Annotated in this window: 17 protein-coding genes; 6 read left to right on the forward strand and 11 right to left on the reverse strand. The window is 65.4% G+C overall.

The window, feature by feature from the left end; translation table 11 throughout:
• Window positions 1-40 precede the first annotated feature (40 nt).
• The 5 genes from IVA74_RS35245 to IVA74_RS35265 form a co-directional block, all read right to left on the reverse strand.
• Window positions 41-1,921: a flagellar protein gene (locus IVA74_RS35245; RefSeq protein WP_247351997.1), complete on the reverse strand. Its 1,881-nt coding sequence runs from the start codon at window positions 1,919-1,921 to the stop codon at window positions 41-43.
• Window positions 1,922-1,942: 21 nt separating this feature from the next.
• Complete coding sequence (gene flgK / locus IVA74_RS35250) at window positions 1,943-3,826, reverse strand: flagellar hook-associated protein FlgK (RefSeq protein ID WP_247351999.1); 1,884 nt, start codon at window positions 3,824-3,826, stop codon at window positions 1,943-1,945.
• 35 nt (window positions 3,827-3,861) lie between these two features.
• Complete coding sequence (locus IVA74_RS35255; protein WP_247352001.1) at window positions 3,862-6,141, reverse strand: flagellar hook-basal body complex protein; 2,280 nt, start codon at window positions 6,139-6,141, stop codon at window positions 3,862-3,864.
• A 239-nt stretch (window positions 6,142-6,380) separates the two neighbouring features.
• On the reverse strand, window positions 6,381-6,893 hold the full coding sequence (gene msrB, locus IVA74_RS35260; RefSeq protein ID WP_247352003.1) for a peptide-methionine (R)-S-oxide reductase MsrB: 513 nt from the start codon (window positions 6,891-6,893) through the stop codon (window positions 6,381-6,383).
• Window positions 6,894-6,979: 86 nt separating this feature from the next.
• A complete protein-coding gene (locus IVA74_RS35265) occupies window positions 6,980-8,440 on the reverse strand; it encodes an FAD-binding oxidoreductase (RefSeq protein WP_247352006.1) in 1,461 nt (486 codons plus the stop codon).
• Between the two features lie 195 nt (window positions 8,441-8,635).
• Here IVA74_RS35265 and IVA74_RS35270 point away from each other — a divergent pair, with 195 nt between their 5' ends.
• Entirely contained in the window at window positions 8,636-9,166 is a 531-nt protein-coding gene (locus tag IVA74_RS35270; protein WP_247352008.1) for a histidine phosphatase family protein, read from the forward strand.
• 101 nt (window positions 9,167-9,267) lie between these two features.
• The gene (locus IVA74_RS35275; protein ID WP_247352010.1) at window positions 9,268-9,693 is read left to right on the forward strand and encodes a universal stress protein; all 426 of its coding nucleotides are present in this window, start codon (window positions 9,268-9,270) and stop codon (window positions 9,691-9,693) included.
• Window positions 9,694-10,578: 885 nt separating this feature from the next.
• Here the strand turns inward: IVA74_RS35275 and IVA74_RS35280 are convergent.
• Window positions 10,579-10,815 (reverse strand): DUF1127 domain-containing protein, encoded by a 237-nt coding sequence (locus IVA74_RS35280; RefSeq protein WP_247352012.1) that lies wholly within the window; start codon window positions 10,813-10,815, stop codon window positions 10,579-10,581.
• 184 nt (window positions 10,816-10,999) lie between these two features.
• Here IVA74_RS35280 and IVA74_RS35285 point away from each other — a divergent pair, with 184 nt between their 5' ends.
• Window positions 11,000-12,343 (forward strand): PLP-dependent aminotransferase family protein, encoded by a 1,344-nt coding sequence (locus tag IVA74_RS35285; protein WP_247352014.1) that lies wholly within the window; start codon window positions 11,000-11,002, stop codon window positions 12,341-12,343.
• A 26-nt stretch (window positions 12,344-12,369) separates the two neighbouring features.
• Here the strand turns inward: IVA74_RS35285 and IVA74_RS35290 are convergent, their stop codons facing one another.
• Window positions 12,370-12,969 (reverse strand): YdcF family protein, encoded by a 600-nt coding sequence (locus IVA74_RS35290; protein WP_247352016.1) that lies wholly within the window; start codon window positions 12,967-12,969, stop codon window positions 12,370-12,372.
• Between the two features lie 120 nt (window positions 12,970-13,089).
• Complete coding sequence (locus IVA74_RS35295; protein ID WP_247352018.1) at window positions 13,090-13,677, reverse strand: hypothetical protein; 588 nt, start codon at window positions 13,675-13,677, stop codon at window positions 13,090-13,092.
• Between the two features lie 78 nt (window positions 13,678-13,755).
• Between IVA74_RS35295 and IVA74_RS35300 the strand changes: the two genes are divergently transcribed.
• A complete protein-coding gene (locus IVA74_RS35300) occupies window positions 13,756-14,190 on the forward strand; it encodes a hypothetical protein (RefSeq protein ID WP_247352020.1) in 435 nt (144 codons plus the stop codon).
• A 61-nt stretch (window positions 14,191-14,251) separates the two neighbouring features.
• Here IVA74_RS35300 and IVA74_RS35305 read toward each other — a convergent pair whose 3' ends face one another.
• From IVA74_RS35305 to IVA74_RS35315, 3 genes are all read right to left on the reverse strand, one after another.
• The gene (locus tag IVA74_RS35305) at window positions 14,252-16,651 is read right to left on the reverse strand and encodes an EAL domain-containing protein (protein ID WP_247352022.1); all 2,400 of its coding nucleotides are present in this window, start codon (window positions 16,649-16,651) and stop codon (window positions 14,252-14,254) included.
• A 112-nt stretch (window positions 16,652-16,763) separates the two neighbouring features.
• The gene (locus tag IVA74_RS35310) at window positions 16,764-18,167 is read right to left on the reverse strand and encodes an MFS transporter (RefSeq protein ID WP_247352024.1); all 1,404 of its coding nucleotides are present in this window, start codon (window positions 18,165-18,167) and stop codon (window positions 16,764-16,766) included.
• Window positions 18,168-18,310: 143 nt separating this feature from the next.
• On the reverse strand, window positions 18,311-18,817 hold the full coding sequence (locus IVA74_RS35315) for a ferritin-like domain-containing protein (protein ID WP_247352026.1): 507 nt from the start codon (window positions 18,815-18,817) through the stop codon (window positions 18,311-18,313).
• Window positions 18,818-19,275: 458 nt separating this feature from the next.
• On the opposite strand from IVA74_RS35315, the gene IVA74_RS35320 reads away from it, so the two are divergent.
• Together IVA74_RS35320 and IVA74_RS35325 are read left to right on the forward strand one after the other, a co-directional pair.
• A complete protein-coding gene (locus IVA74_RS35320) occupies window positions 19,276-20,358 on the forward strand; it encodes a YbhN family protein (protein WP_247352028.1) in 1,083 nt (360 codons plus the stop codon).
• A gap of 93 nt (window positions 20,359-20,451) precedes the next feature.
• Window positions 20,452-22,404, forward strand: coding sequence for a hypothetical protein (locus IVA74_RS35325; protein WP_247352030.1), 1,953 nt, complete (start codon window positions 20,452-20,454; stop codon window positions 22,402-22,404).
• Window positions 22,405-22,507 lie beyond the last annotated feature (103 nt).

Below are 22,507 nucleotides of genomic sequence, written 5' to 3' on the forward strand. Positions count from 1 at the left end.
AAGAGGTAAAGAGGCATGGTTAACGGCGCCTTAACGCCCCTTACAGGAACTTGACGAGCGAGAGCTGCGAGAGGTTCGAGGTGACCTGATAGGACGCCTGGAGCGCGTTCTGGAGCGACAGGATCTCGCTCGCGACCTGGTCCGGCGAGGCCGATTCCGCCTGGTCGATGATGGTCTGGAGCTGCGCCTTGGCCTGGGTCTGGCGCGAGCTTGCGTCCTTCATCGTGTTCTGGGACATCGCGAGGTCGGTCTGGATGTCCTCGATGCGCTGCTGGCCGGGTTGCTTGGTCAGCGCCTGCGTCACCCGCAGGCTGAGCGCGGCGACCTGCCCGCCCGAATATTGTCCGGCCGGCGAGGTCGAGAACGTCCCGAACACGGCGACCGCCTGCAATTCCTTGCGGATCGCGTCCTCGTTGGCCTGCGCGCCGTACTGCACCGTGACGGAATCGTCGACCCGCGCCATCGCGGTGGAGCGCGGCGAGCCGGGGCCGTCATTGCCCTGGTACCATTTCACGGTGGTGGCCAAGCCGTTGACCAGCGTCGTCCCCGAGCTTGCTGGCGACGAGCCGACGCGCAGCGGCGGTTGCGTGGCGGTCACGGGCGTGGAAGCGAAACCAAGCGAACCCAGCGCTCCCGTATTCGAGGTCGTGATGCTCAGGTTCGCCGCATCGTCGGTGTTGATCGTGATCGAGCCGCCATGGACCGTCGAGGGCTTCGAGGTCCCCGTGATCTGGTCGATCTTGCTCATCAGCGTCTGGATGCTGTCGCCGACGTTGAGCTGGTTGCCGGCCGCCCCCGAACTGACGAAGGAGAGCGTGGTGCCGTTGACGGTGATGGTGTCGCCGGCGACGAAGCCCGGCGAGATCGAGTCCGAGGGATTCGCGCCGGACAACGCCGTCGCGCCGGTCACGGGCGCCGGCGGCGCCGCCTGGTTGTTGACGGGCATGCCGATCGCAGAGCTCGCGGTGTTGAAGAAATTGTCGCCGGCAGTCACCGCGGATGCCGCCACCAGCGCAGTGTTGGCGAGCTTCGTGATCGCGGTGTTCAGCGCGGTGTTGAGACTGGTCTGGGTGTTGGCCGGGTTGACCGGAACGCTTGCATCGATCGCAAAGCTGCCGACGGGCGTCGGCGTGGCGGTGGACGCAGTCAGGTCGATCTGCTCGGTCGAGCCGTCGGGCAGCGTGAACTTCACGCTGAGCTTGTCGCCATTGTTCGGATTGGTGCCGTTGAGATTCACCGAGAATGACACCGGCGAGCCGCTCGGGCCGGTGACCGTCGCGCCCGTCAGCGTCGAGGAGACCGCCGCGACCTTGAGCCCGAATGGCGATCCGGCAACGTCCTCGGACACCTGCACCGCGCCCGACGGCAATGACGTCTGCACCAACCGCCCCGTGCCGGTGCCGAGATCGGCCGCCTGGCGCTCGGCAAGGACGGTCTTGAAGCCCGCCTGCGTCGTGGTGCCGTTGATGATGTCGCCGGCATCCGCGACCGGCTGCGTGTTGACGGCGGTTCCGGAGAACAGATAGCGGTTGCCCGCCTGCGTGTTGAGCACGCCGACCATCGACCCGAACTGGGCGGCGGCGGTGTTCTGCGCGACCGTCTGGCCGTTGACGTTGAGATCCTGCGCGGTGTTGGCCGAGCCCGTCTGCACCGTGTTGCGGATCGTGGTCAGCGCCTGCAGCGCGGTGTTGGCGAGGTTGATGCTGACGTTGACGTTGGTGATCGTGTCGGTATAGGCCGCGATATTGGACAGCTGCGCGCGCCCGGCGATCGCAAAGCCCTCGTTGGTCCCCATTCCGGAATAGTTCTGCGACAGCTTGCCGGTCGAGAGCTGCGTCGACAGGTCGGTAAGCTGCGTGTTGATGTTGCGGATCTGCGAGCCGAGAACCGACGAGGAGTAGTTGATGCTGCTGATCGACATATTTCAGAGCCCTGTTACTAGTTACACTTGAGCCTGGAGCAACGTGTTCATCATGCTCTGCACCACCGACATGACATGAGCGTTGGCGGCGTAGGCATTCTGGAGCTGGATCAGGTTCGACATCTCCGAGTCCAGATTGACGCTGGAAGTCGAGTTGAACTTGGCCTGCAGCGTCGAGACCACGACGCTCTGGCCCTGCTGGAGCTGGGTCGCCTGGGTCGCGGCATTGCCCTGAACGCTCAGGAACTGCTGGAGATAGTTCGAAACACTGCCGGTGAAGGGCTGGCTCGCCGAGCCGAGACCGCTCTGCGGCGAATAGGAGTACACCGCCGAGGTGAGCTGCGAATAGAGAAAGTCGGAGCGCGTGGTGTCGCCCGCGGGCGTCACCGGCGAGGTGTTGTAGACCGACAGCCTGGTCGGGTCGGTGGTCAGCTGCGTGTTCACGGCGATGCGCCCGGCAAGTCCGGTCATCTGCGAACCCGATGCGGTGATCGCGCCGGTGTAGAGCGCCTGCCCGCCGTCGGTGAACAGCGGCAGTTGCGGATTGCCCGAGGTCAGCGACGAGATCGTCTTGGTGATCGAGGACGAATTGACCTTGGCGAGGCCGGTGTTGTCGTCGGTCACCCGCAGTGTGGTGGCCGTCGCCGGCGACGGCGCGGCGGCGAACGACAGATGCGAGCTGGAAAGCGCGGTGTTGAGCGCCGAGGCGATCGCGCCCATGCCGCCGGAGAAGTTCACTCCGATCTGCATCGGATTGGCGTTGGTCGCGTTCTGGAGCGGCAGCGCCGCCGGATCGGTCACGTTGACCAGCGTGATCTGGCGCTGCGTGTTGGTGCTCGTGTCCGTGTAGGTGATGTTGACGCTGTTGCCCGGCGCTGCCCCGGCGAGGTCGAGATCGAACCCGGCCGGCGGACCGGACACCGTGCTGCCGGCCGTGGTCTTGTCCGACAGCGCGCTCGACATCGTGGCGGCGAGCTGGTCGATCTGGTTCTGCGCCTGCACCAGCGTCTGGTCGCGCAGCTTGAGATCGGCCGCGATCTGGCCCGAAGAAACCACGTTGTTGGCGACGACGTCGACCTGCGCGCCGTTCGGGAGCTTGATGTTGAACGCGCCCACACCGGACTTGGCCGGATCGATGTCGTAGAGCGAGGTCGCCGACAGCGCGCCGGCAGACGCAAAGGTGAATTGCGAGGCGAGCCCGGCGCCGACCAGCTGGATGCCGGTGGTGGTGTAGATGTTGGCCTGGTTCGAACCGTCGGTGGTGACGCGGACGTCGACATATTTCGACAGATTGTTGATGGCCTGGTCGCGCTGGTCCATCAGCGTCGCAGCCGAGGGGTCGGTTGCCGGCAGGCCCTGGAGCCTGGTGTTGATGTCGGCGATCTGCTGCATCGACCCGTTGGCAGCTAGCGCCGAGGTGCCGAGATCCTGCTCGACGTTGGAGCGCAGCGACTGGATGCCCTTGGTGGTGAGGTTGAGCTGCTGCGCCAGCGTCTGCGCCGCACCGAGAGCGACCGTTTGCGCCGACGACGAGCCCGCGCTGGTCGACAGCGCCTGCAACGCCGTGGTGAAATTGTTCAGCGCGGTTTCGAGCGTGCCGCTGTTGCCGGGCGTGCCATAGACATTCTGAAGCTGCTTCAGGATGTTGGCCATCTGGTCGGCGTAGCCGCTGCCGCCGGTCTCGGTGCGCAGCTGGTTCTGCACGTATGTGTCGAGCTCGCGGCTGACGCCGGTCGTCATCGCCGTCGAGCCGAAGTCACCGGTGGTGACCTCGATCTGGTTCGGCTTCTGGACGACGTAACCCGGCGTCTGCGAGTTGGCGACGTTCGAGGAAACGATCGAGAGCGCGGCCTGGTTGGCACGCAGACCGCTCATCGCACTGGCGAGGGCTGAACTCAAACCCATGTTGACTAGCCGCCTTTGGTTACGTCACGCGCAGATCAGCGCAACACGTTCAAGAGGTCCTGCACCATCGAATTCGCCGTCGTGATCACCTTGGTGTTGGCCGAATAGGCCTGCTGGGTCACGATCAGCTTGGTGAATTCGTCGGCGATGTCGGTGTTCGAGCCTTCCAGCGACGAGCCGCTGATGCTGCCCGAAGCGCCGTCGATCGCAGGTCCCGACTGTTCGGTCGCAGCGTAGGCGCCGCCGTCGAGCGCCTTGAGATAGTTGGTGCCGTTGAAATGTGACAACGAGACCTGTGCGAGGTCGAGATTCTGGCCGTTGGAGAAGGTTCCGACCACGAGGCCGTTATTGTTGACGGCAACGGAGCGGAGCTGACCCGCGGCGTAGCCGTTCTGCGTGATGGTGTTGATGGTCACCGCACCGCTCGTGCTGGCATATTGCGTCAGCCCGCCCGAGGAAATGTTGAACGAGACCGAGCCGAGCGACTGTCCGCTGACGCTGACGTTGTTGATGGTGATGCCCGAGCCGCTCGGCGAAGTCAGCGAGCCGTCGGAGGCAAAGGTGAAGGCCTGGCCGGTGTTGACCCAGCCGACCGTCGTACCGGTCGCGTTCGGGTCGGTCTGGTAGAACATGTTCCAGCTATCAGCATGGCCCGCGCCCAGCGAGGCACTGTCGGTCTTGGCCCAGCGCAGCTGCAGGTTCACCGGCGTGCCGGCCGCGTTGTAGGCTGTCACCGCGCCACCACTGATCGATTCCTTGGTGAAGGTGGCGATGTCGTTGCCGATCACACCACCGGTGCCAGCGACGCCGCCGCCGTCACGATTCTTGTTGATGGTCGAGGTGAAGCCGAGCGCGGCGAAGGCTGCGCTGTTGGAGCTCGACACGGACAGGTTGGAAGCGGTGCCTGTGTTCAGCGTGATGACGCCGCCGCTGCTGACCGACGACCCCGTTGCACCGGCGAGAAAGTCGATCTTGCCGAGCAGGGTCGCGATGTTATCGGTGACGCTGATCTGGTTCGGGTTCGGCGTGGGCGCGGAGACGAAAGTCAGCGTCTGACCATTCACCGTGATCGTATCGGGCAGAACGACGGGCGGCCCCGCCGATCCCGCCTGGAAGCCCGACGAAAGCACCTCGGCGCCACCGGCCGTCGCCGCGCCGCTTAGCGCCGTGGAGCTAGAGATCGCAGGCGAGGACAACACGTTGCCGCCGCGCGTCAAGCTGCTGATGCCGAGGGCCGTGGCCACCTGGCCGCTGCCGACCGGCACGTCGGTGCTGGTGCCGCTGGAGATCACGATATTGCCGCTGGCGTTCAGCGACGCTGTAACGCCGGCGCCGCCGGCGGTCTGGATCGCCTGCAGGATGTCGGCCACCGTGGCCGTCGTGCCCGCGCCGAGACCGATCGTGGTGTTGCTTCCGACCGTCGCGACGGTGGTGCCGCCGTTGAAGGTAATCGTATTGTTGTTGATGGTCAGCGTCTGCCCACTGAGCTGTGTGAGGATGCTCGATGCGAGATGCGTGCCGATGGAAGCATCCAACGACGTCGTCGTGGACGCCACAGCCGAAGAATTGTTCTGGAGCGCGACCGTGCCCGTCGCAGTGGTCGATGAGTAGGGCGAACGGATATTGCCGGTTGCGGCAGCGCCGGACGCAGTGGCGTTCGTATAGGGCGGAGGCGGCGTGCCAACCGGCAGCGGGTTGGCCGCGAAGTCCGACGGATTAATTCCGCCAGCGGCCAGCAGCGTGCCGGTCGCCGCCGTCGTGCTCGCCACCGTGTTCGGCTGGGTCGGCAGGTTCGCCGCGTACTGGATCGAGGTGGTCGCCTGCGCCGGGATGAAGTTGTTCTGAAATTTCAAGACCGTCGCCACGTTGCCTTGCGGATTGCCGGTCTTCGGATCGACGGTGACGCCCATCAGGTAATAGCCGGCGCCGTTGACCAGATTGCCGTTGGCATTGAGCTGGAAGTCGCCGCGCCTCGTGTAATAGGTGACGCCGCTGAACTGCGGCAAGTTGTCGACGATGCCGGTCGCCTTCTGGATCGAGAAGAAGCCGTCGCCGGTGATCGCCATGTTGGTGGCGACGGTGGAGCCCGAGATCGTGCCCTGCGTGGTGATGGTGGCCTTGGCGTTGGCCGTCACGCCGCCGGCGACCTGCTTGCTCGGCACCGAGGAGTCCGGAATGAGATCGACGAAGCTGGTCCCGATGCCCTTGTAACCGGTGGTGGATGAGTTCGCGATGTTGCCGGAAATGTTCTGCAGCGCGTAGGACTGCGCCTGCAGGCCACCCACCGAGGTGTTCATTGCATCGAAGATACCCATAACTTTGTCTCCAGATCCGATCTCGGCGGCCGGTCGACCATGGCCGCAGTCGGAGGAGACTGTCGCAAGGGCTATGCCAATGCGGGTTTTCTCAGGAAATCAATGACTTAAATAGGAATGCCCCGGTCGCATGACCGGGGCACAATTGCCGGGCCGGCAACAATTGCCGGGATCTCATAGCGTTTTCGAGCGAAGTGGCACCCGGTTCGCGTGAAGAAAACGCGTCAATCAAAGAGCCTTCACGTCGCCGATGCAGCAGCGGGGTGGAACACCATCCCGAAACCGTCGATGCAGTAGCGCAATCCGGTCGGCTTCGGACCGTCGTCGAAGACGTGGCCGAGATGGCCGCCGCAACGGCGGCAATGCACTTCGGTGCGGAGCATGCCGAAAGTGCGGTCCTCGGTCTTGCCGACATTGCCCTCGATCGGCTGGTAGAAGCTCGGCCAGCCGGTGCCGCTCTCGAATTTGGTGTCGGACGCAAACAGCGCCAGGTCGCAGCCGGCGCAGGCGAAGACGCCCTTGCGATGCTCCTTGAGCAACGGGCTGGAGCCCGGCCGCTCGGTGCCCTCCTTGCGCAGGATCTCATATTGCTGCGGCGTGAGCTGGGCACGCCACTCGGCGTCCGTCTTCTCGATCTCGAATTTTTGCGCGGCCTTCTCACCGGCTTCCGCGGGCGATGCTCTGAGCCAGCGGAAGGCCGCAAGGCCGAACAGGCCGGCGACAGTCGTCAACAGGATGCGGCGGTCAAACATCTCATTCTCCGTGCGCAGGAAGTCCACGCTCTGAGATACGGGCTCTAACGGCCGACGTTACACTTCCGGGCGGAATTCTTCTCAACTTATTGCGAGACGCCCTGGTCTTGCGAGGCCGGTTCCAACGCCTCGGCCGCAGGTTTCGGCGGCTGGGCCAGCCGCGGCCTGACGCCCGGCGGCGGCGGGCGGCGCGGACCGGTGCCGGCGGCCCGGTTGGCTTCGGCGAGGCGCGCCTCGCGTTCCCGGTCCTTGACCCGCGCCCGTTCACGGTAGCGGGCGAGCGAGCCTGCGGCAGCGGAACTCGCCCTGCCCCAGATCCCGACCATCTGGCCCGCGGCGCGGCCGGTCGCGCCGCCCGCCCAGACCAGCTCGAACGGCGAGAACAGCCGCCAGCGCTCGTCGCCCAACAGAATGCTGCGCGCGATCATCTGCCCGGCCATGGCCGAGGTGTTCATGCCCTGGCGGCCGAACCCGCTTGCCACCCACAGGCCTTTGCGCAACTGGCCGATCTGCGGCATGCCGTGCACGGTCTGGCCAGTGGCGCCGCCGAATGTTTCGGTGATTTCGACATTGCCGAGTTGAGGGAAGATGGACCGGACCCGCCGCCTGACGGTGCCCGAAAAGCGTTGCGGTCGCGCCGCCCAGGTGGTCTCCGGGCTCTCCCACATCAGGCGGTCGCCATCGACGATCCGGAAATGGTCGACGCCATCGGAATCCATCACCGATCCCTTGAAGGCGATGACCTCGTGCACGCGCTCGCCGAGCGGCGCGGTGATTCCGGCATAGCGCCAGACCGGCAGCAGCGTTTCCGACAGGCGCCGCAGCGGCGCACCAAGATGGATGTTGCCGGCGAGCACGATGTGGGTGGCGCGCAGCCGCGCCGAGGGCGTGACGATGCGCTTGCGAATGCCGGAATGATCGATGCTGACGACCGGCGTGTCCTCGAAGATGCGCGCTCCGGCCCGCCGCGCCAGCGCCGCGAGGCCGTGCACATATTTGCGGCCGTCGACCTGGAACGCCCGCGGATAGTACACCCCGTGGAAATAGCGATCGGTCTTGAGCACCTCGCGGACGCGGTCGGCCTGCCAGCCCTCGACGTCGGTGTCGAAATCCCCGGCGAGCATCTGCAACCGGCTAATCAGCCGGTCGCCGGCATCGACGTTGGAGACCTCCAGCACGCCGTCGCTCGGGCCGATCCCCGGCATGTTCGCTTCCGTCGCGTTGGCCCGAACGAACTCGGCGCCCTGCTTCGACAACGTCCACAATTCCCGCGCGTCCTCGAAGCCGATGCGCTCGATCAGCTCGGTGAGCGGCAGCGCGAATCCCGGCATCACGGTGCCGAGCTGGTTGCCCGAGGCGTTCCAGCCGATATGGCGGCCCTCGAGCACCGCGACGCTGGCCCCGAGCCGGGCCGCCTCCAGCGCGATGGAGAGCCCGGCAAGCCCGGCCCCGATGACGCAGATGTCCGCATCGAGGTCGAACGACAGCCGCGCGCGGTCGCGAAAGCCGGCTTCTTCCTGGGACACGCTTGTGAAAGTCTCGTTCATGTTGTTTTCTTAGAGCATGATCCGGAAAAGTGTGCAGCGGTTTTCCGAAAAGATCATGCTCAAGGCAATAATTTAAAGCGCGATGATCATTTGTCCCAATCTCATTGCGCTTTAAAGGACTGAGCGGCCGCTTGTCACCTTGTCCTCGACCAGCGCCTGTAGATTATCCTGGTCGCGTAACGATTCGAGAATGCCATGCGCCGTTTACTGCTGCTGCGTCACGCCAAGACCGAGATCGACGCGCCGAGCGGCCGTGACCAGGATCGCCGTCTCGACGACCGCGGCCAACGGGATTCCGCGCAGCTCGGCGACTGGATCGCCGCCCATCCGCCGTTCCCCGAGGCCGTGCTGGTGTCGCATGCCGTCCGGGCCCGGCAGACCTGGGACATCGTCTGGGAGGCGATGAAGGACCGCGTCGCGGCGCCGCAGGTCGAAATCCTGTCGGAACTCTACGGCGCCGATCCCGCGCAGATCCTGGAGACCATTCGCGCCGCAACCGTCCCGGCCGACCCTAAGCAGTTGCTGCTGGTCGGGCACAATCCGGGCATGCATGAGGTCGCCTTGATGCTGATGGGTGGCGGCGATCCGGCCGGCGCCAAGGCGATCGCCGACAACCTGCCCACCGCAGGGCTTGCTATCTTCGATTTTGACGTCAAGGATTGGGGCGATGTGGCCTACCGCCGCGGCAAACTGGTGCAGTTCGTCAGCCCAAAGCTGCTTCGTTAGCTTAAGGCTGCTTCGATCGGAATGAGACGCGCGGGCGCCGTCTCGACCGTTTGATCCAGCCTGGTCAAAAGAACTTCCTGACCGGAAGATTGGAGGCGTAGATGTTCAAGTCCATCCTCGTGCCCATCGATCTCGCCGACACCGATCTGGCCAAGCCGGCGATCGCGACCGCGGCAACGCTGTCGCAGACCTGGAGCGGCGTGGTACGCCTGCTCAACGTGCTGCCGATGACGCCCGTGATGCTGGCCGAATACGTGCCGGCCGATTTCGACGAACAGCAGCGCCAGGCCTCGGAAGAAGCCCTCGCCATCGTCGCGCGCGAATCCGGCATCGAGGCTTCCCGCATCTCCAGCGTGGTGCGGCAGGGCGGCATCTACCACGAGATCCTGGAGGAAGCCGTCCACATGAAGGCCGAGCTGATCGTGATGACCTCGCACCGGCCGGCGATGCGCACCTATTTCCTCGGCTCCAATGCCGGACATGTTGTGCGTTACGCGAAATGTTCGGTGCTGGTGGTCAGGCACTGAGCGGTGCTCCGTCATTGCGAGCGCAGCGAAGCAATCCAGAATCTTTCCGCGGCGACAGTCTGGATTGCTTCGCTGCGCTCGCAATGACGATGTTGAAGCATTGTGCGCCTATCACCCCGGCTACGAGATCTTGCGAAGCCCGTCGGGCAAAACACGCGAGCGATGGGTCAACCCGCGCCGCCAAAATATTCCACTTTACCGAAATTCGGAAACGGCGTATGTCTCGCCTCACTCCGGCCCAAGGAAGAGGGGCGTATCGCGATCGTCACGAACGCGGGCCGGACGGCGGCGGACGCTGATAACATCGGCGCGAACGGCTTCGCAGGGCGGGCAACCGTGAGCAAAGGCCTCGCGCACACGACCGGTGTGATCGGCGTACGGCAAAATCGTGTGGTCCTGGCGCCCGGGGTCTGTGCGCCAAGTCTTGCGGTGATGTGGCGGCCCGACCGGGTCCGCACATCAGCCATCCGCAAGGCGACGGGGGCAATAGTGCATCGCTCCCCGGGGAGAGCACGGCATAAGCCGTAAAACCGCTGCGCAGGGAAGGCCGGTTGTTTGGCTTCACCTGTATGCCGCTGTGCAATTTTCTTACGACAACCTCGCACAGTGGACCGCGGGTGCCAGCCGGCACCCGGTCTTCCCTGCGCCCTCTTTCTCGAGAGGGCAAGGCGACGAAGCAAAGCTCGGGCGAAACAAGCCGCGAGGATGAACAGCTGTGTCTATCGATGAGCAACGGTCCCGTGCCCCGGACGCAGCGCAGCGCTACTTCAGCGGTGCGCTGCAGAGCCGGGGCCCATGCGTCAGCGAGTGCAGTTGGCCTTTGGGTCCCGGCTCTGCGCCGCAACGCTTGCGCGCTGCGTCGCGTCCGGGACACGAGAGAGCGTCCTACAAATACCGCGTCAGTTCGGCTTTGACCTGGCCGTAGACCGCGTCCTCGATCTGGCTGCGCGTGATCCCGATGTCGCGCAGGGCGCGGTCGTCGAGCTCGTTCAGTGTCTTGACGGCGGAGCGGTGCTCCAGGCGCTCGAACAGCGCATAGGCGCCGTTGGCGAGGGTGCGGAAGAATCCGCCCGTCGAGGATGAGCGTAAACTCCGCCCGGCAGTCTGCGAGATCGTGGTCATTGTCCTTCTCCGGCCTATGGTCCACGCGGCGAAGCGGATGCCGTTGGCGCAAGCGCTTGAGCGCCTGCACCTGATTTGCCATCGGATTGCTCTCGCTTTCCTCGGCTCAATCGTGGACCTTGATGGAACTTAAATGCTCCAGTACACTACTCGGAGCAAGTGAAACATTGCTCTCGGTGCAATAATGTCCAAGTTCGAATACGTGAAGCTTGCCGATGCCATTGCTCTCGATATCTCTAACGGCACGTTAAGACCCGGCGACCGGCTGCCGCCGCAGCGCAATTTTGCCTATGACCGTGGCATTGCGGTCTCGACCGCGAGCCGGGTTTATACGGAGCTTTTGCGCCGCGGGCTTGCCGTCGGCGAGGTCGGACGCGGCACCTTCATCTCCGGCGACGTCAGGCGCGAAGTCGAGACGTTGAGCGAGCCGCGCGAGGCGCGGATCGACTTCGAGGTCAATTACCCGCTGCTGCCGCAGCAATGGGCGATGATCGCGAAGAGCCTTGCGGGGCTGGAGCGCGTCGACGCGCTCGAATCCGCATTGCGCGTCTCCACCAGTACCGGCACCAAAAGTGCGCGCAATGCAGCCGCCGCCTATCTCGCGCGCAAGGATTTTGCGCCGCAGGCCGAGCAGATCGTCTTCACCGCCAACGGCAAGCAATCGCTCGCGGCTGCGCTCGCAGCCCTCGTCCCCACCGGCGGCCGCTGCGGCGTCGAGGCGCTGACCTATCCTTACGTCAAGAGCATCGCGGCGCGGCTCGGCGTGACGCTGGTCCCGATTCCGATGGACGAATTCGGCGCGCGTCCCGACGCCATCCAGAAGGCGCATCGCGAGGCCCACCTGTCGGCACTGTATCTCCAGCCCATCATCCAGAATCCGCTCGGCGTCACCATGAACGCGGCACGGCGCGCCGACATCATGCGCGTCGCCGAAAAGCTCGACCTCACCATCATCGAAGACGCCGTCTACGGCTTCCTGGCCGACGACACGCCGCTTGCGGCACTCGGACCCGACCGCTGCATCGTGCTCGACAGCCTGTCCAAGAAGGTCGCGCCGGGCCTTGCGCTCGGCATCCTGGTCGCGCCGCCGCACTTGCGCGAAAGCGTGATGAGCGCAGTGCGGACCGGCGGCTGGATCGCCTCCGGCCATGCGTTGGCGGCGGGGCACCGCCTAATGGCCGACGGCACCGTCGCCGAGCTGACGCGGCTGAAACGCATCGACGCCGCGCGCCGCCAGCAGACCGCGGCAAGGCTGCTGGCCGGCTATCAGCTCGCCGCCGATCCCCGTTCCTATCATCTCTGGCTGACGCTGCCGGCACACTGGCGCTCGCAGACCTTTGTCGCCGCAGCAGCCCGGCGCGGCATCGCGCTGACGCCGTCCTCGACCTTCGCGATCGCCCATGGCCATGCACCGAATGCGGTCCGGCTCGCGCTTGCCCCGCCCTCGTTCGAGCAGCTCGATTCCGGCCTGCGCACGATCGTGTCGCTGCTCGGCACCAAGGAAGAGGATTTTGACTCGACCGAATAGCTAAAGCGCAAGGATCTCGAGCCTGCTCAGGCTTCCGGCCATTCCGCGATGAAGCCTTTCGCCTTGTACGGCTCGATCTTGTCCCATTCGTGCAGCATGCGGCGGCGAAATTCCGTGTCGGTGTGCCAGAGCGCGCGCGGCGTCGCAAAGCTGTCGACGGTGAGCAACATCTTCTCGACCTCCGGCCAATGCCGGTGCAGCGTCATCGGATAACGCCGCGCGGTCCACGTATTGCCGAGGCAAATCACGCTCCGGATATTGTCCAACCCCAGCGCGGCCTCGATGATCGGCAGCGAGAAAATCACGTTCTCGCCGGTGTTCATCGCACGCTGCTCCTCGAGGATACGGTCCGCCGGAATGCCCGCCGCGGCCATCGCCGCCCTGATGATGGTGCACTCGGATTGCTCCGAGCCTGGCGTCACGCCCCCGCTGACAATCGACCAGCGGAACAGGCCCTCGCGCCACAGTCTCGCGGCGGTGTCGGCGCGTAGCGCGACATCCTCTCGGGTTCCGAACATGAACAAGAGGTCGGCCGGCCGGAGCGGCGTATCGATCAGATGCGCGCGGTTGATCTCGGCGATCTCATCCGCCGAAGGCCTACGCGTGCTGCGATCCATGGCTGACATGGCCCGCACGATGCGACACCCGCGCAGGCGCGCGAAGTCACGTTTGATTGCGGCCGATTGCACCTAGGGCAGCAAAGCCATTCAGGGCAGCAAGGCCTTGTCTAGGGCAGCAAGCCTTGTCTAGGGCAGCAAGGCCTTGGGCACATGATCGAAGCTGTAGCTCTGCGGCTGGTTGCGCCGCACGAAGCCGCCGACCTGCCAGGCGAACAGTGCGGCAAAGCCGATGATGAACAGCGCGCCGGCGAATTCGCCGATCATGAGTGCGCGGATCAGGAGCCCCGTCATCGCGACCGTTAGCACCGCCAGAAACGCCAGCACCGCGGCATAGGTCCTGCGGCCGAGGCCTGCGGTCAATTCGGCGCGGCTGCCGGCCTTCGCCATTCGCGCGTGCAGCTCGACGATGAACGTGCGGAAACCGTTGTCCTGCGGCGCCATCAGGGCCGCGGTCTGCCAACTCGTCGACAGGATCGCGATGCGGCCGCCGCCGGTGTGGCTGACATCGGCGCGAAAGCGGTGCTGCTGCATCGACACGGGGCGGAACGACAGCCGGATTGCACTGATCTCGTCGTAACGCCACAGGCCCGAACGGCCGCCGATGTGCCAGGACAGCCCCTCGTCCGTCAGCTCGAAGCGATGCGCCGAACCGATCAGCGACGCCTTGTAGGCATAGCTCGCGCCCGCAGCCGCCTCGGCTCCCGAATCCTGCATGTTCACATCAATCCAATCCGCGTGGTCACGTCTGCGATCCGCTTGCGCGATCGCCCTGCCCCATCCTACAAGCGAGACATGGCTGAGACGATTTTTTTTCCGCGCCGCCTGATTCTCGGCGCCGCCGTGATCTCCGGCGTGCTGCTGGCGCTCGCCGTGCACATGCTGGGCGCGCGCTACGGGCTCGACCTCGGCGGCCTCTGGCACTCCGACACGCATGAGTTCATACCGGCGGGCGCGGCGATCGCCTGGTGGCTGATCGCCTCCGTCGGCTTCTCCGGCGGCTATTTCACGGCGACCTTGATGCAGAGCGCCGTCTCCGGCCAGATCCCGCAACGGATGCGGCAATTCCTGATCGCGGTCGGCGTGCTGCTGCTGGCGGGTGCGGGCCAGGTGGCCGCGGCGCCGAGCGCGATCCCGACGGTCTCGGGCGTGCTGGCCGGGCTTGCTGCGCTGTGCCTCGGTGCCGTGATGGCGTTCTGCGGCGCGCGTTTCGCGCTCCACCGCGGCTAGAGCATGATCCGGACAAGTGCGCAGCGGCTTTCCGACGAGATCATGCTCAAACAACGGACTATCACGCCGACGCGCGCAGCTGCGGCCGGTTCAGCATGATCGCGACATCGCAGGCGGGCCGCGGCTTGCTGAACAGATAGCCCTGCGCCTGTGTGCAGCCCTCGCGCCGGAGCAGCTCGAGCTGGGCGTCGTTCTCGACGCCTTCCGCTGTGGTGACGATGCCGAGGCTCCGCCCCAGCCCGGTCACAGCGCGGATGATCGCCATGGAATCCTCGCGGGTCGCGAGTTCCGACACGAAGGAGCGGTCGATCTTGATCTTGTCGAAGGGGAAGCTGCGCAGATAGCTCAGCGACGAATAGCCGGTGCCGAAATCGTCGAGCGAGATGCGCACGCCCATGGCGCGGAGCTCATGCAGCGTGGTCAGCGTCGCCTCGCTGTTCTGGAGCAGCACGGATTCGGTGATCTCAAGCTCGAGCCGGCGCGCATCGAGTCCCGAAGCGGCCAGCGCCGCGGTGACGGACGCGATCAGGTTCGGATTCTTGAACTGTACCGGTGACAGGTTGACGGCGACGTCGACATCGTCGGGCCAGGTGGCCGCGTCGGCGCAGGCGGAGCGCAGCACGAACTCGCCGAGCTGGATGATCAGTCCGGTCTCCTCGGCCAGCGGAATGAAGTTGAGGGGCGCGATCAGGCCGCGCTGCGGATGGTTCCAGCGCAGCAGCGCCTCGAAGGCGACGACGCGACCGCTGGCGACGTCGCGGATCGGCTGATAATACGCCTCGAACTCGTCGCGTTGCACCGCGGCGCGCAGGTCCATCTCCAGCAGGCGCCGCGCCTGCGCGCGCGCATCCATGCCGGTCTCGAAGAACCGATATGTGCCGCGGCCGTCCGCCTTGGCGCGATACAATGCGAGGTCGGCATTCTTCAACAGCTCGTCCGGATTGCTGCCATCCTGCGGCGACAGCGAGATGCCGATCGAGACGCCGATGACGATCTGATGATCGTCGATCTCGTAAGGCGCCGAAATCACCTCGACGAGGCGGCCGGCAAGGGATCGTGCCGCAGTTTCCTCGGAACGTCCGATCTGGACCACGGCGAACTCGTCGCCACCGAGTCGCGCGACGGTGTCGCTCTCGCCGACGGTGGCCTTCAGCCTGCGGCCGACCTCCTTGAGCAACGCATCGCCGATGGGATGGCCGAGCGAGTCGTTGATGTCCTTGAAGTGATCGAGATCGAGACAAAGCACCGCAAGCTGGTCGCCCGATCGGGTCCGGCGCAGTCCCTGCACGAGCTGCTCGTGGAACAGCACGCGGTTCGGCAGGCTGGTCAGGGCGTCATGACGGGCCATGTGCGAGATCTTGGCCTGGGCCTCCAGCCATTCGGTGATGTCCTCGAAGGTCGCGACCCAGCCGCCGCCCTGCATCGGCTGGTTGACGACCCGGATGGACCGGCCGAACCTGGTCGCGACGTCGGTCGTGGTGCGGCTCTCGCGCGCGTCGGCGACAAGGCGCGCGAAGAACTCGCCCGCATCGCCCTGCCACTGACCCTTGGCCTGCTCCTCCCGCAGCACGTCGACCAGCAGGCGGCCCGTGAGCAGGATGTCGGTGCGGCCGAGCATGGCGGCATAGCGCTCGTTGAACAGGATGATCTTGCCGTCCGCGTCGAACATGCACAGTCCCTGCGACATGTTCTCGAGCGCCGTGTCCAGCACGATCTGCTGCCGGCCCAGTTCGCCCTTGGCGCGGCGGTCGAGCAACGCGGCTACGAGCGCAATCGCGATGATCGCGACCGCGGCACCCGCGGTGAGGAAGGACAACGAGGCCGGCGGGATCGACAACCCGCTGATCGCGAGCGTCGGATCCGGCGTCAGCACAGCCGCGCCCATTGCGGTGAAATGATGCGCGACGATGGCGACCGTCAGCAGGGTGGTCGCGCTCAGCGCATGGAAGAGGTCGTCGCGCCGCGCGGCGACGAACAGCGCGAGCGCTGCAAAGACAACTCCGAACAGCACCGAGACGGTAACCGTGCTTCCGATCCAGTCGACGCGTGCCGGCATCTCCAGCGCCGCCATGCCGGTGTAATGCATCGTCGCGACCCCGGCGCCGACGATGGCACCGCCGAGCACGATCCACGGGGCGCGCGAGGACGATACCGCGATGCTCAGCCCCACGAACGTCACGGCGATCGCGAAGATCAGCGAAAGGATGGTCATCGGGATGTTGTAGGCGCCGGCGCCGCCCGGCCCGTAGGCGAGCATCGCGATGAAATGCGTCGCCCAGATGCCGCATCCGCTGACGGCGGCATCCAGGGCGATCCAGACCAGACGCCCGGGGCCGTGCGTCGCGCGCGCCCGGTGAAACAGACTGATCGCCGCCGCGCTTGCGAGCAGGCACACCGCGCCGCCAAGCGCGACCAGTCGCCAGTCGTGCTCCTCGGTGAGACAGTAGAGAACTTGATACATTGCGGGCCCCTATCGACCCGCACTTGAACCGACAGAGATGGACAGTCGGTAACCGGCTACGTGCCTGTTTCGGAAATGGTGAACGGAAGATGTGTTCGTTCACTCGGATTGATCATCCGCGCGGAGGCGCGCCGAAGCCGATCACGGCGGCGGCGAGCAGCAGCACGGCCGCGGACACGACCAGCGACAGATGCAGGCCCGTCATGAACGCCCCCTCCGAGGCCACCAGCGAGCCGAACAGGGCGACGCCGAGGACGCTGCCGGTCTGCCGCGTCGCGTTCAGGACTCCCGCTGCGATGCCGGAGCGCGCCTTCTCGACGCTGCCCAGCAAGGTCGAGGTCAGCGGCGGCACCAGCAGCCCAAGTCCGCCGCTGATCGCGATCATCTGCGCAAAGATCGCCCAATAGCTCGTGCCGGCTTCGATCCGGAGCAGGCCGAGGCAACCAAACGCCGAGACGCAGGCGCCGACGACGATGGTCGGGCATGAGCCGATACGCTCGGCGAGGCGCGGCGCCAGCAGATTGACCGGCAGCACCGCCCCCATCATCGGCACGAAGGCGAGACCGGTCCACCACGCCGACAGCCCGTTGATCCTCTGGAAATACAGGCTGAGCACGAAGATCAGGCCGTAGATCGCGACGTTGACGAGCAGGCCGACGAGCGAGGTCAGCGCGAACAGCCGATGGCCGAACAGCGACAGCGGCAGCATCGGCTGCGCTGCGCGGCTCTCGCGCCAGACGAAGAGCACGGCGAGAATTGCGGCTGCGACAAAGGCTGCGATCACGGCTGGATGTTCCCAGCCAAGCGCGCCGCCTTCGATGATCGCGCCGGCGAGCGCCCCCAGCGCACCGATCGCGGCAAGCTGGCCGGGCAGATCGATCTCGCGCGAGCGCGAACGCGTGGTTTCGGCCGCATAGCGCCAGCTCAGCCACAGGCCGGTCAGCCCGATCGGCAGATTGACCAGGAAGATCGCGCGCCAGCCGACCAGTGTGATCAGCGCGCCGCCGACGAAGGGACCGGCCGTGAGCGCGAGGCTCGCACCGGCGGCCCAGATCGCAACGGCGCGGCCGCGCTGCCGGTCGTCCGGATAGGCATGGCTGAGCAGCGCCAGAGAATTCGGCACCAGGATCGCGGCCGCCAGCCCCTGGACCAGCCGCGCTGCGATTAGCACGGTCGCATTGGGCGATAGCGCGCAGGCGAGCGAGGCTGCGGTGAAGATGGCGAAGCCCGCCATGAAGACGCGCTTGGCGCCGATCCGGTCACCGAGCGCGCCGGCGGTCAGGATGAAGGCAGCAAACGCGATGGTGTAGGCGCTGACCACCCATTGCAGCTCGGCGACGCCGCCGCCGAGCGACTTGCCCATCGCATCGAGCGCGGTGTTGACGATGGTGACGTCGAGCTGCACCACGCCATAACCAAGGCTCATCGCGGCAAGGGTGAGGGAAGTCGCAAGATGCGAGCCGGCATGCGACGCGCCGGCCCCGAAGGCTTCGTATCTGATGGTGCTTACTCGCATGCTGCCACCTCGGTTGCAGCCCCATGCGAAACATATGCTTCCAGCCCGCCGTCATGTTTCGACAACGATCGAATTATGGATGCGTAACGTGCGAGCGTCGCGCGGATGACCGCGCGACGCTCTATCCTTGGCTACGCCTGGTCCTAGCTCGCCGCGCGCAAGTTCACCTTGCTCTCGGCGAGCGTGGTCAGCTTCTTGTCGGTCGCCTTCTCCTCTTCCAACGTCTTGGCGAGCACGCTGGCGCAGTCCGTGCGGCCGAGTTGCTTGGCCCAGGCGATCAGGCTGCCGTAGCGGACGATCTCGTAATGCTCCGCGGCCTGTGCCGCGTTGATCAGCGCGGCGTCGAGCACCGCCTTGTCGGCGACTTCGCCTGCAGTCTCGTCGGCTTCCTCGATGATGCCGTCGATCGCGGGGCAGTCGACCGCCTTTACCTCCGCACCGTGCATCTTGAACACTTCCTCGAGGCGCTTGACGTGCTGCTTGGTTTCTTCGAGGTGCGTCAAAAAGCCCTGCTTCAGCTGCGGATCCGTCGCCTTATCTGCCATTTTCGGCAGCGCCTTGGTGAGCTGCTGCTCGGCGTAATAGATGTCCTGGAGCTGGTGCACGAACAGGTCGTTCATGGTCTTGATGTCTTTTGTGAACAGTCCCATCGGTCTGATCCTCTCGGTTTTTTGGAACACGGAGGCATCGGCTTGCGCGAAAGCCGCCTGTTCCGCCATGTTCAATTGCTGATGGGGCGCTAACCGGCGCACGGCATTGACGTTCCAAACGCACGGCATTGACGTTCCAAAAAAGCCCGCATCCTTTGCGCTGGAACAATGCCAGCCGTGCATGATCTGAAACCATGTCAGATAGGGACGCGATCGGGCCCACGACTCATATGCTTAACGCGCCTCCGATGTGAACCGCGTGTGACAAAAGTAGCGTGTCCAGCGCAGAACCTATCGTTGTCAAGGGCTGCACAAGTCACTGTTTTTGCCTTAAATGAGCTACATCATGCCTAAATGAGCTACATCATGCCTAGCGATCAACGCCGACCTTTGGCCTTGGATCGTACCCGACCGGCCAATGTCTGGCCTGGTCGGTCTTGCCCCTGCCGGGAGGATGAATGCACGGATTGCTGCCCGCGCTGAAACGCGGCTTCACGAGATGGATCGGCTGGCGACGCCTCGGCATTGCGGCGAGCGTCTTCATCATCGCTTTCGCCATCACCACGCTGGTGCGGACCCTCAAGGGCATCGATACCGGGGTCATCCTGACCGCGCTGACCGAGATTCCCCGCGGCAATATCGGGCTGGCGGCGATCTGCGTGTGCTTCGCGTTCTGTACGCTGACCTTCTACGACTTTTTTGCACTGCGAACGATCGGCAAGAAGCACGTGCCCTATTGCATCGCAGCGCTCTCCAGCTTCACGTCCTATTCGATCGGTCACAATATCGGCGCCACGGTTTTTACCGGCGGGGCGATCCGCTTCCGGATCTATTCGGATTACGGGCTGAATGCGATCGACGTCGCGAAAATCTGCTTCCTGTCCGGCCTGACCTTCTGGCTCGGTAACATCTTCGTGCTCTCGATCGGCATGGCCATCCACCCGGCTGCCGCCTCCTACATGGATCAGCTGCCGTCGTCGATCAATCGGCTGATCGCGCTCGGCGGCCTCGCCTCGATCGGCGCCTATCTGGTCTGGCTCTGCATGGGCGAGAAGCGCCGCGAGCTCGGCCAGAAGGGCTGGAAGGTGGTGCTGCCATCGGCGCCGCTGACGCTGGTGCAGATCCTGATCGGCGTCGTCGATCTCGGTTTCTGCGCGCTGGCGATGTACCTTCTGGTGCCGGCCAATCCGCAGATCGACTTCCTGTCGCTCTCGGTGGTGTTCATCCTGGCGACACTGCTCGGCTTCGCCAGCCATGCTCCCGGCTCGCTCGGCGTGTTCGACGCCGCCATGCTGGTGGCGCTGCCCGAATTCGGCCGCGAGCAGCTTTTGGCCACGCTCCTCGTCTTCCGCATCCTCTATTTCGTCATCCCGTTCGGTCTTGCCATCTCCATCATGGGCGCACGCGAGCTCTGGATGAATGTGGTGGAGCCCTGGCAGGAGCGCCGACGACTGGCGGAGGCCTGCGCGCAGTCCAACCTGCCCCAGCAGGTGGCAGCGATGGAGCGCGAGCGGTCGCTTCGGCAGGCCAGCAAACGCTAGACGGCGGCCAGCAAAGCCGTCAGACCAATGTTGCAGGCGGGGAGCTGTTCCTCTCTTATTTCCGCCTCAACTTTGCCGTTGAAGACGCGGGCCATGATCCCTATATCTTTTCGCCGTTTCCTCGCCGGCGCCCTGCTGCTCGCCGGGCTCCTCACCGCCTTGCCGCTGGAGCGGGTGGCCGCGCAAGATGCGGGCGCCATGCAGATCAGTTGGGAGGTGCGCAACCGCTTCCGGTTGTTCCGCGAGGAGCGCGACTTCCAGCTCCATGTCGAGAGTGCGCGTAACCGCAGCATCCTCGCCGCCGAGCAGTCGCTCGAACTCCAGAGCGAGGGCCGCGGCTGGGCCCGCAACATGGTCAACCGACTCTGCATCGACCTCCAGGGCCGGGTCAACCAGCCCTGCACCCGCGACAATACAAAGGAAGACTATATCACCCCGGTTGACCACCCTGTCACCGTGCGCCTCACCGGTGCAGTGCCGGTCGGCGCCACCTGCGCCTGGTCGTTCGACGACGGCGAAGGGCCGCAACAATCCACCTTCGACTGCGCCGAGCCAGTCAATCTGCGGGTCCGCTACGGCAAGCAGACAGTCGCGACCGTCGACGTCTCCTCCGGCTCCGATCCGACCCAACGGGTCCAGACCGAGATCCAGGTCCGCGACATCTTCGTCGCTGGCCTCGGGGATAGCATCGCCTCGGGCGAAGGCAATCCGGACCGGCCGCTGGCGCTGTCGGACGAAGGTTTTTGCTTCCGCTCTTATCTCGGCACCGCCGGCGCGCAGTATTACCGGCCGAGCCGGGCCGGATATAAAGGCGGTCGCGCCTGCGAGGCGCCGGATACGCTCGCCAATTGGCAGCGTTACAGCGCGCTCTGGTTCAACTCGCCCTGCCATCGCTCACTCTACAGCTACCAGGCCCGCACCGCGCTGGCGCTCGCGGTACGCTACACCCACGTCGCCGTGACCTTTCTGCCGCTCGCCTGCACCGGCGCCAGCATCGGCGACGGGCTGCTCGGCTCGCAGCGCGCCCGCGAATGCCCGCCCGGCAAGACCGGCGTCTGCAACACCAGCGTGAACGCACAAGTCGCCGAGCTGCGCGAGGCGCTGACCGCCGCAAAGAAGCGCCAGCCCGAGCGCACGCTCGACCTCGTGCTGCTCTCGGTCGGCGCCAACGACGTCTATTTCTCCGGCCTCGTCGCCGACGTGATCGTCGAGACCGCAACTGAGCGCGCGCTATTCCGCCGCTCCGGCGTGATGGCGAGCGTCGATGATTCCCGCGATGCGCTGGCGCGCGAGCTGCCGCAGAATTTCGTCAAGCTGCGCGAGGCGCTGAAGCCGCTGGTCGGCGGCGACCTCTCGCACGTGGTCTACGTCTCCTACGCCAACCCGGCGCTCGCAGACGGCGGCGTGCCCTGCCGCGGCGGCCGCGCCGGGTTCGACATCCATCCCGCCTTCAACGCCGATCCGCAGCGCCTCGCCCGCGTCTCGACTTTCGTCGACACCGAATTCTTGCCGGCGCTAAAGGGGCTCGCCACCTGCACCCGGGGCGCGCTGTGCCGCGATCCCGAGGCCGACCGCATGACCTTCGTGGATTCGCATCAGGCGGCTTTCGCCGATCACGGCTTCTGCGCGCATTCGGGCAACGATCCCGAATTCGACCGCACCTGCTTTGCCGAGAACGGCCAGAGCTTCAATCCTGATATCGTGAGCGCGGCGAGCCAGCCGATGCTGTGCGGCCGCGGCGCCTCCGAATTCCGCGCCTATTTGCCGCGCGCGCGCTGGATCCGCGACGCCAATGACAGTTACTTCGCCGCGATGACCTATCCGCAAGGCTTGCCGGCGGCGAGCCAGCCGACCGACATCCACGACGCGACCTGGGGCGTGCTCTCCGCCATCTATGGCGGCGCCGTGCACCCAAGCGCCGAAGGCCACGCCGCGATGGCGGATGCCGCACTGCCGGCCGCGGCCGCAGTGCTTGGTCTGGATGCCGCGCCGCCGGGCGTGACACGCGGGCTGCTCGCACCGCTGCTGCCGGGCGCGCAGCAATAGTTCACGCAACCTCTACACGCACACTGCCATCGCCCGCCTTGTGCGCCCTTGCGCACTGGGGCGGGCGATCGAGTACTCCGTGACAGACGTGATTGAATCGAGA

The sequence above is a fragment of the Bradyrhizobium sp. 132 genome, from assembly GCF_023074185.1.
Taxonomy (GTDB): Bacteria; Pseudomonadota; Alphaproteobacteria; order Rhizobiales; family Xanthobacteraceae; genus Bradyrhizobium.

Coding starts and splice junctions, on each gene's coding strand:
- IVA74_RS35280 (WP_247352012.1), bottom strand. CDS start 10,815: ATGACCACGATCTCGCAGACTGCCGGGCGGAGTTTACGCTCATCCTCG.
- flgK (WP_247351999.1), bottom strand. CDS start 3,826: ATGGGTTTGAGTTCAGCCCTCGCCAGTGCGATGAGCGGTCTGCGTGCC.
- IVA74_RS35315 (WP_247352026.1), bottom strand. CDS start 18,817: ATGGGACTGTTCACAAAAGACATCAAGACCATGAACGACCTGTTCGTG.
- IVA74_RS35245 (WP_247351997.1), bottom strand. CDS start 1,921: ATGTCGATCAGCAGCATCAACTACTCCTCGTCGGTTCTCGGCTCGCAG.
- IVA74_RS35285 (WP_247352014.1), top strand. CDS start 11,000: ATGTCCAAGTTCGAATACGTGAAGCTTGCCGATGCCATTGCTCTCGAT.
- IVA74_RS35300 (WP_247352020.1), top strand. CDS start 13,756: ATGGCTGAGACGATTTTTTTTCCGCGCCGCCTGATTCTCGGCGCCGCC.
- IVA74_RS35295 (WP_247352018.1), bottom strand. CDS start 13,677: ATGCAGGATTCGGGAGCCGAGGCGGCTGCGGGCGCGAGCTATGCCTAC.
- IVA74_RS35290 (WP_247352016.1), bottom strand. CDS start 12,969: ATGTCAGCCATGGATCGCAGCACGCGTAGGCCTTCGGCGGATGAGATC.
- msrB (WP_247352003.1), bottom strand. CDS start 6,893: ATGTTTGACCGCCGCATCCTGTTGACGACTGTCGCCGGCCTGTTCGGC.
- IVA74_RS35320 (WP_247352028.1), top strand. CDS start 19,276: ATGCACGGATTGCTGCCCGCGCTGAAACGCGGCTTCACGAGATGGATC.
- IVA74_RS35275 (WP_247352010.1), top strand. CDS start 9,268: ATGTTCAAGTCCATCCTCGTGCCCATCGATCTCGCCGACACCGATCTG.
- IVA74_RS35265 (WP_247352006.1), bottom strand. CDS start 8,440: ATGAACGAGACTTTCACAAGCGTGTCCCAGGAAGAAGCCGGCTTTCGC.
- IVA74_RS35310 (WP_247352024.1), bottom strand. CDS start 18,167: ATGCGAGTAAGCACCATCAGATACGAAGCCTTCGGGGCCGGCGCGTCG.
- IVA74_RS35255 (WP_247352001.1), bottom strand. CDS start 6,141: ATGGGTATCTTCGATGCAATGAACACCTCGGTGGGTGGCCTGCAGGCG.
- IVA74_RS35325 (WP_247352030.1), top strand. CDS start 20,452: ATGATCCCTATATCTTTTCGCCGTTTCCTCGCCGGCGCCCTGCTGCTC.
- IVA74_RS35270 (WP_247352008.1), top strand. CDS start 8,636: ATGCGCCGTTTACTGCTGCTGCGTCACGCCAAGACCGAGATCGACGCG.
- IVA74_RS35305 (WP_247352022.1), bottom strand. CDS start 16,651: ATGTATCAAGTTCTCTACTGTCTCACCGAGGAGCACGACTGGCGACTG.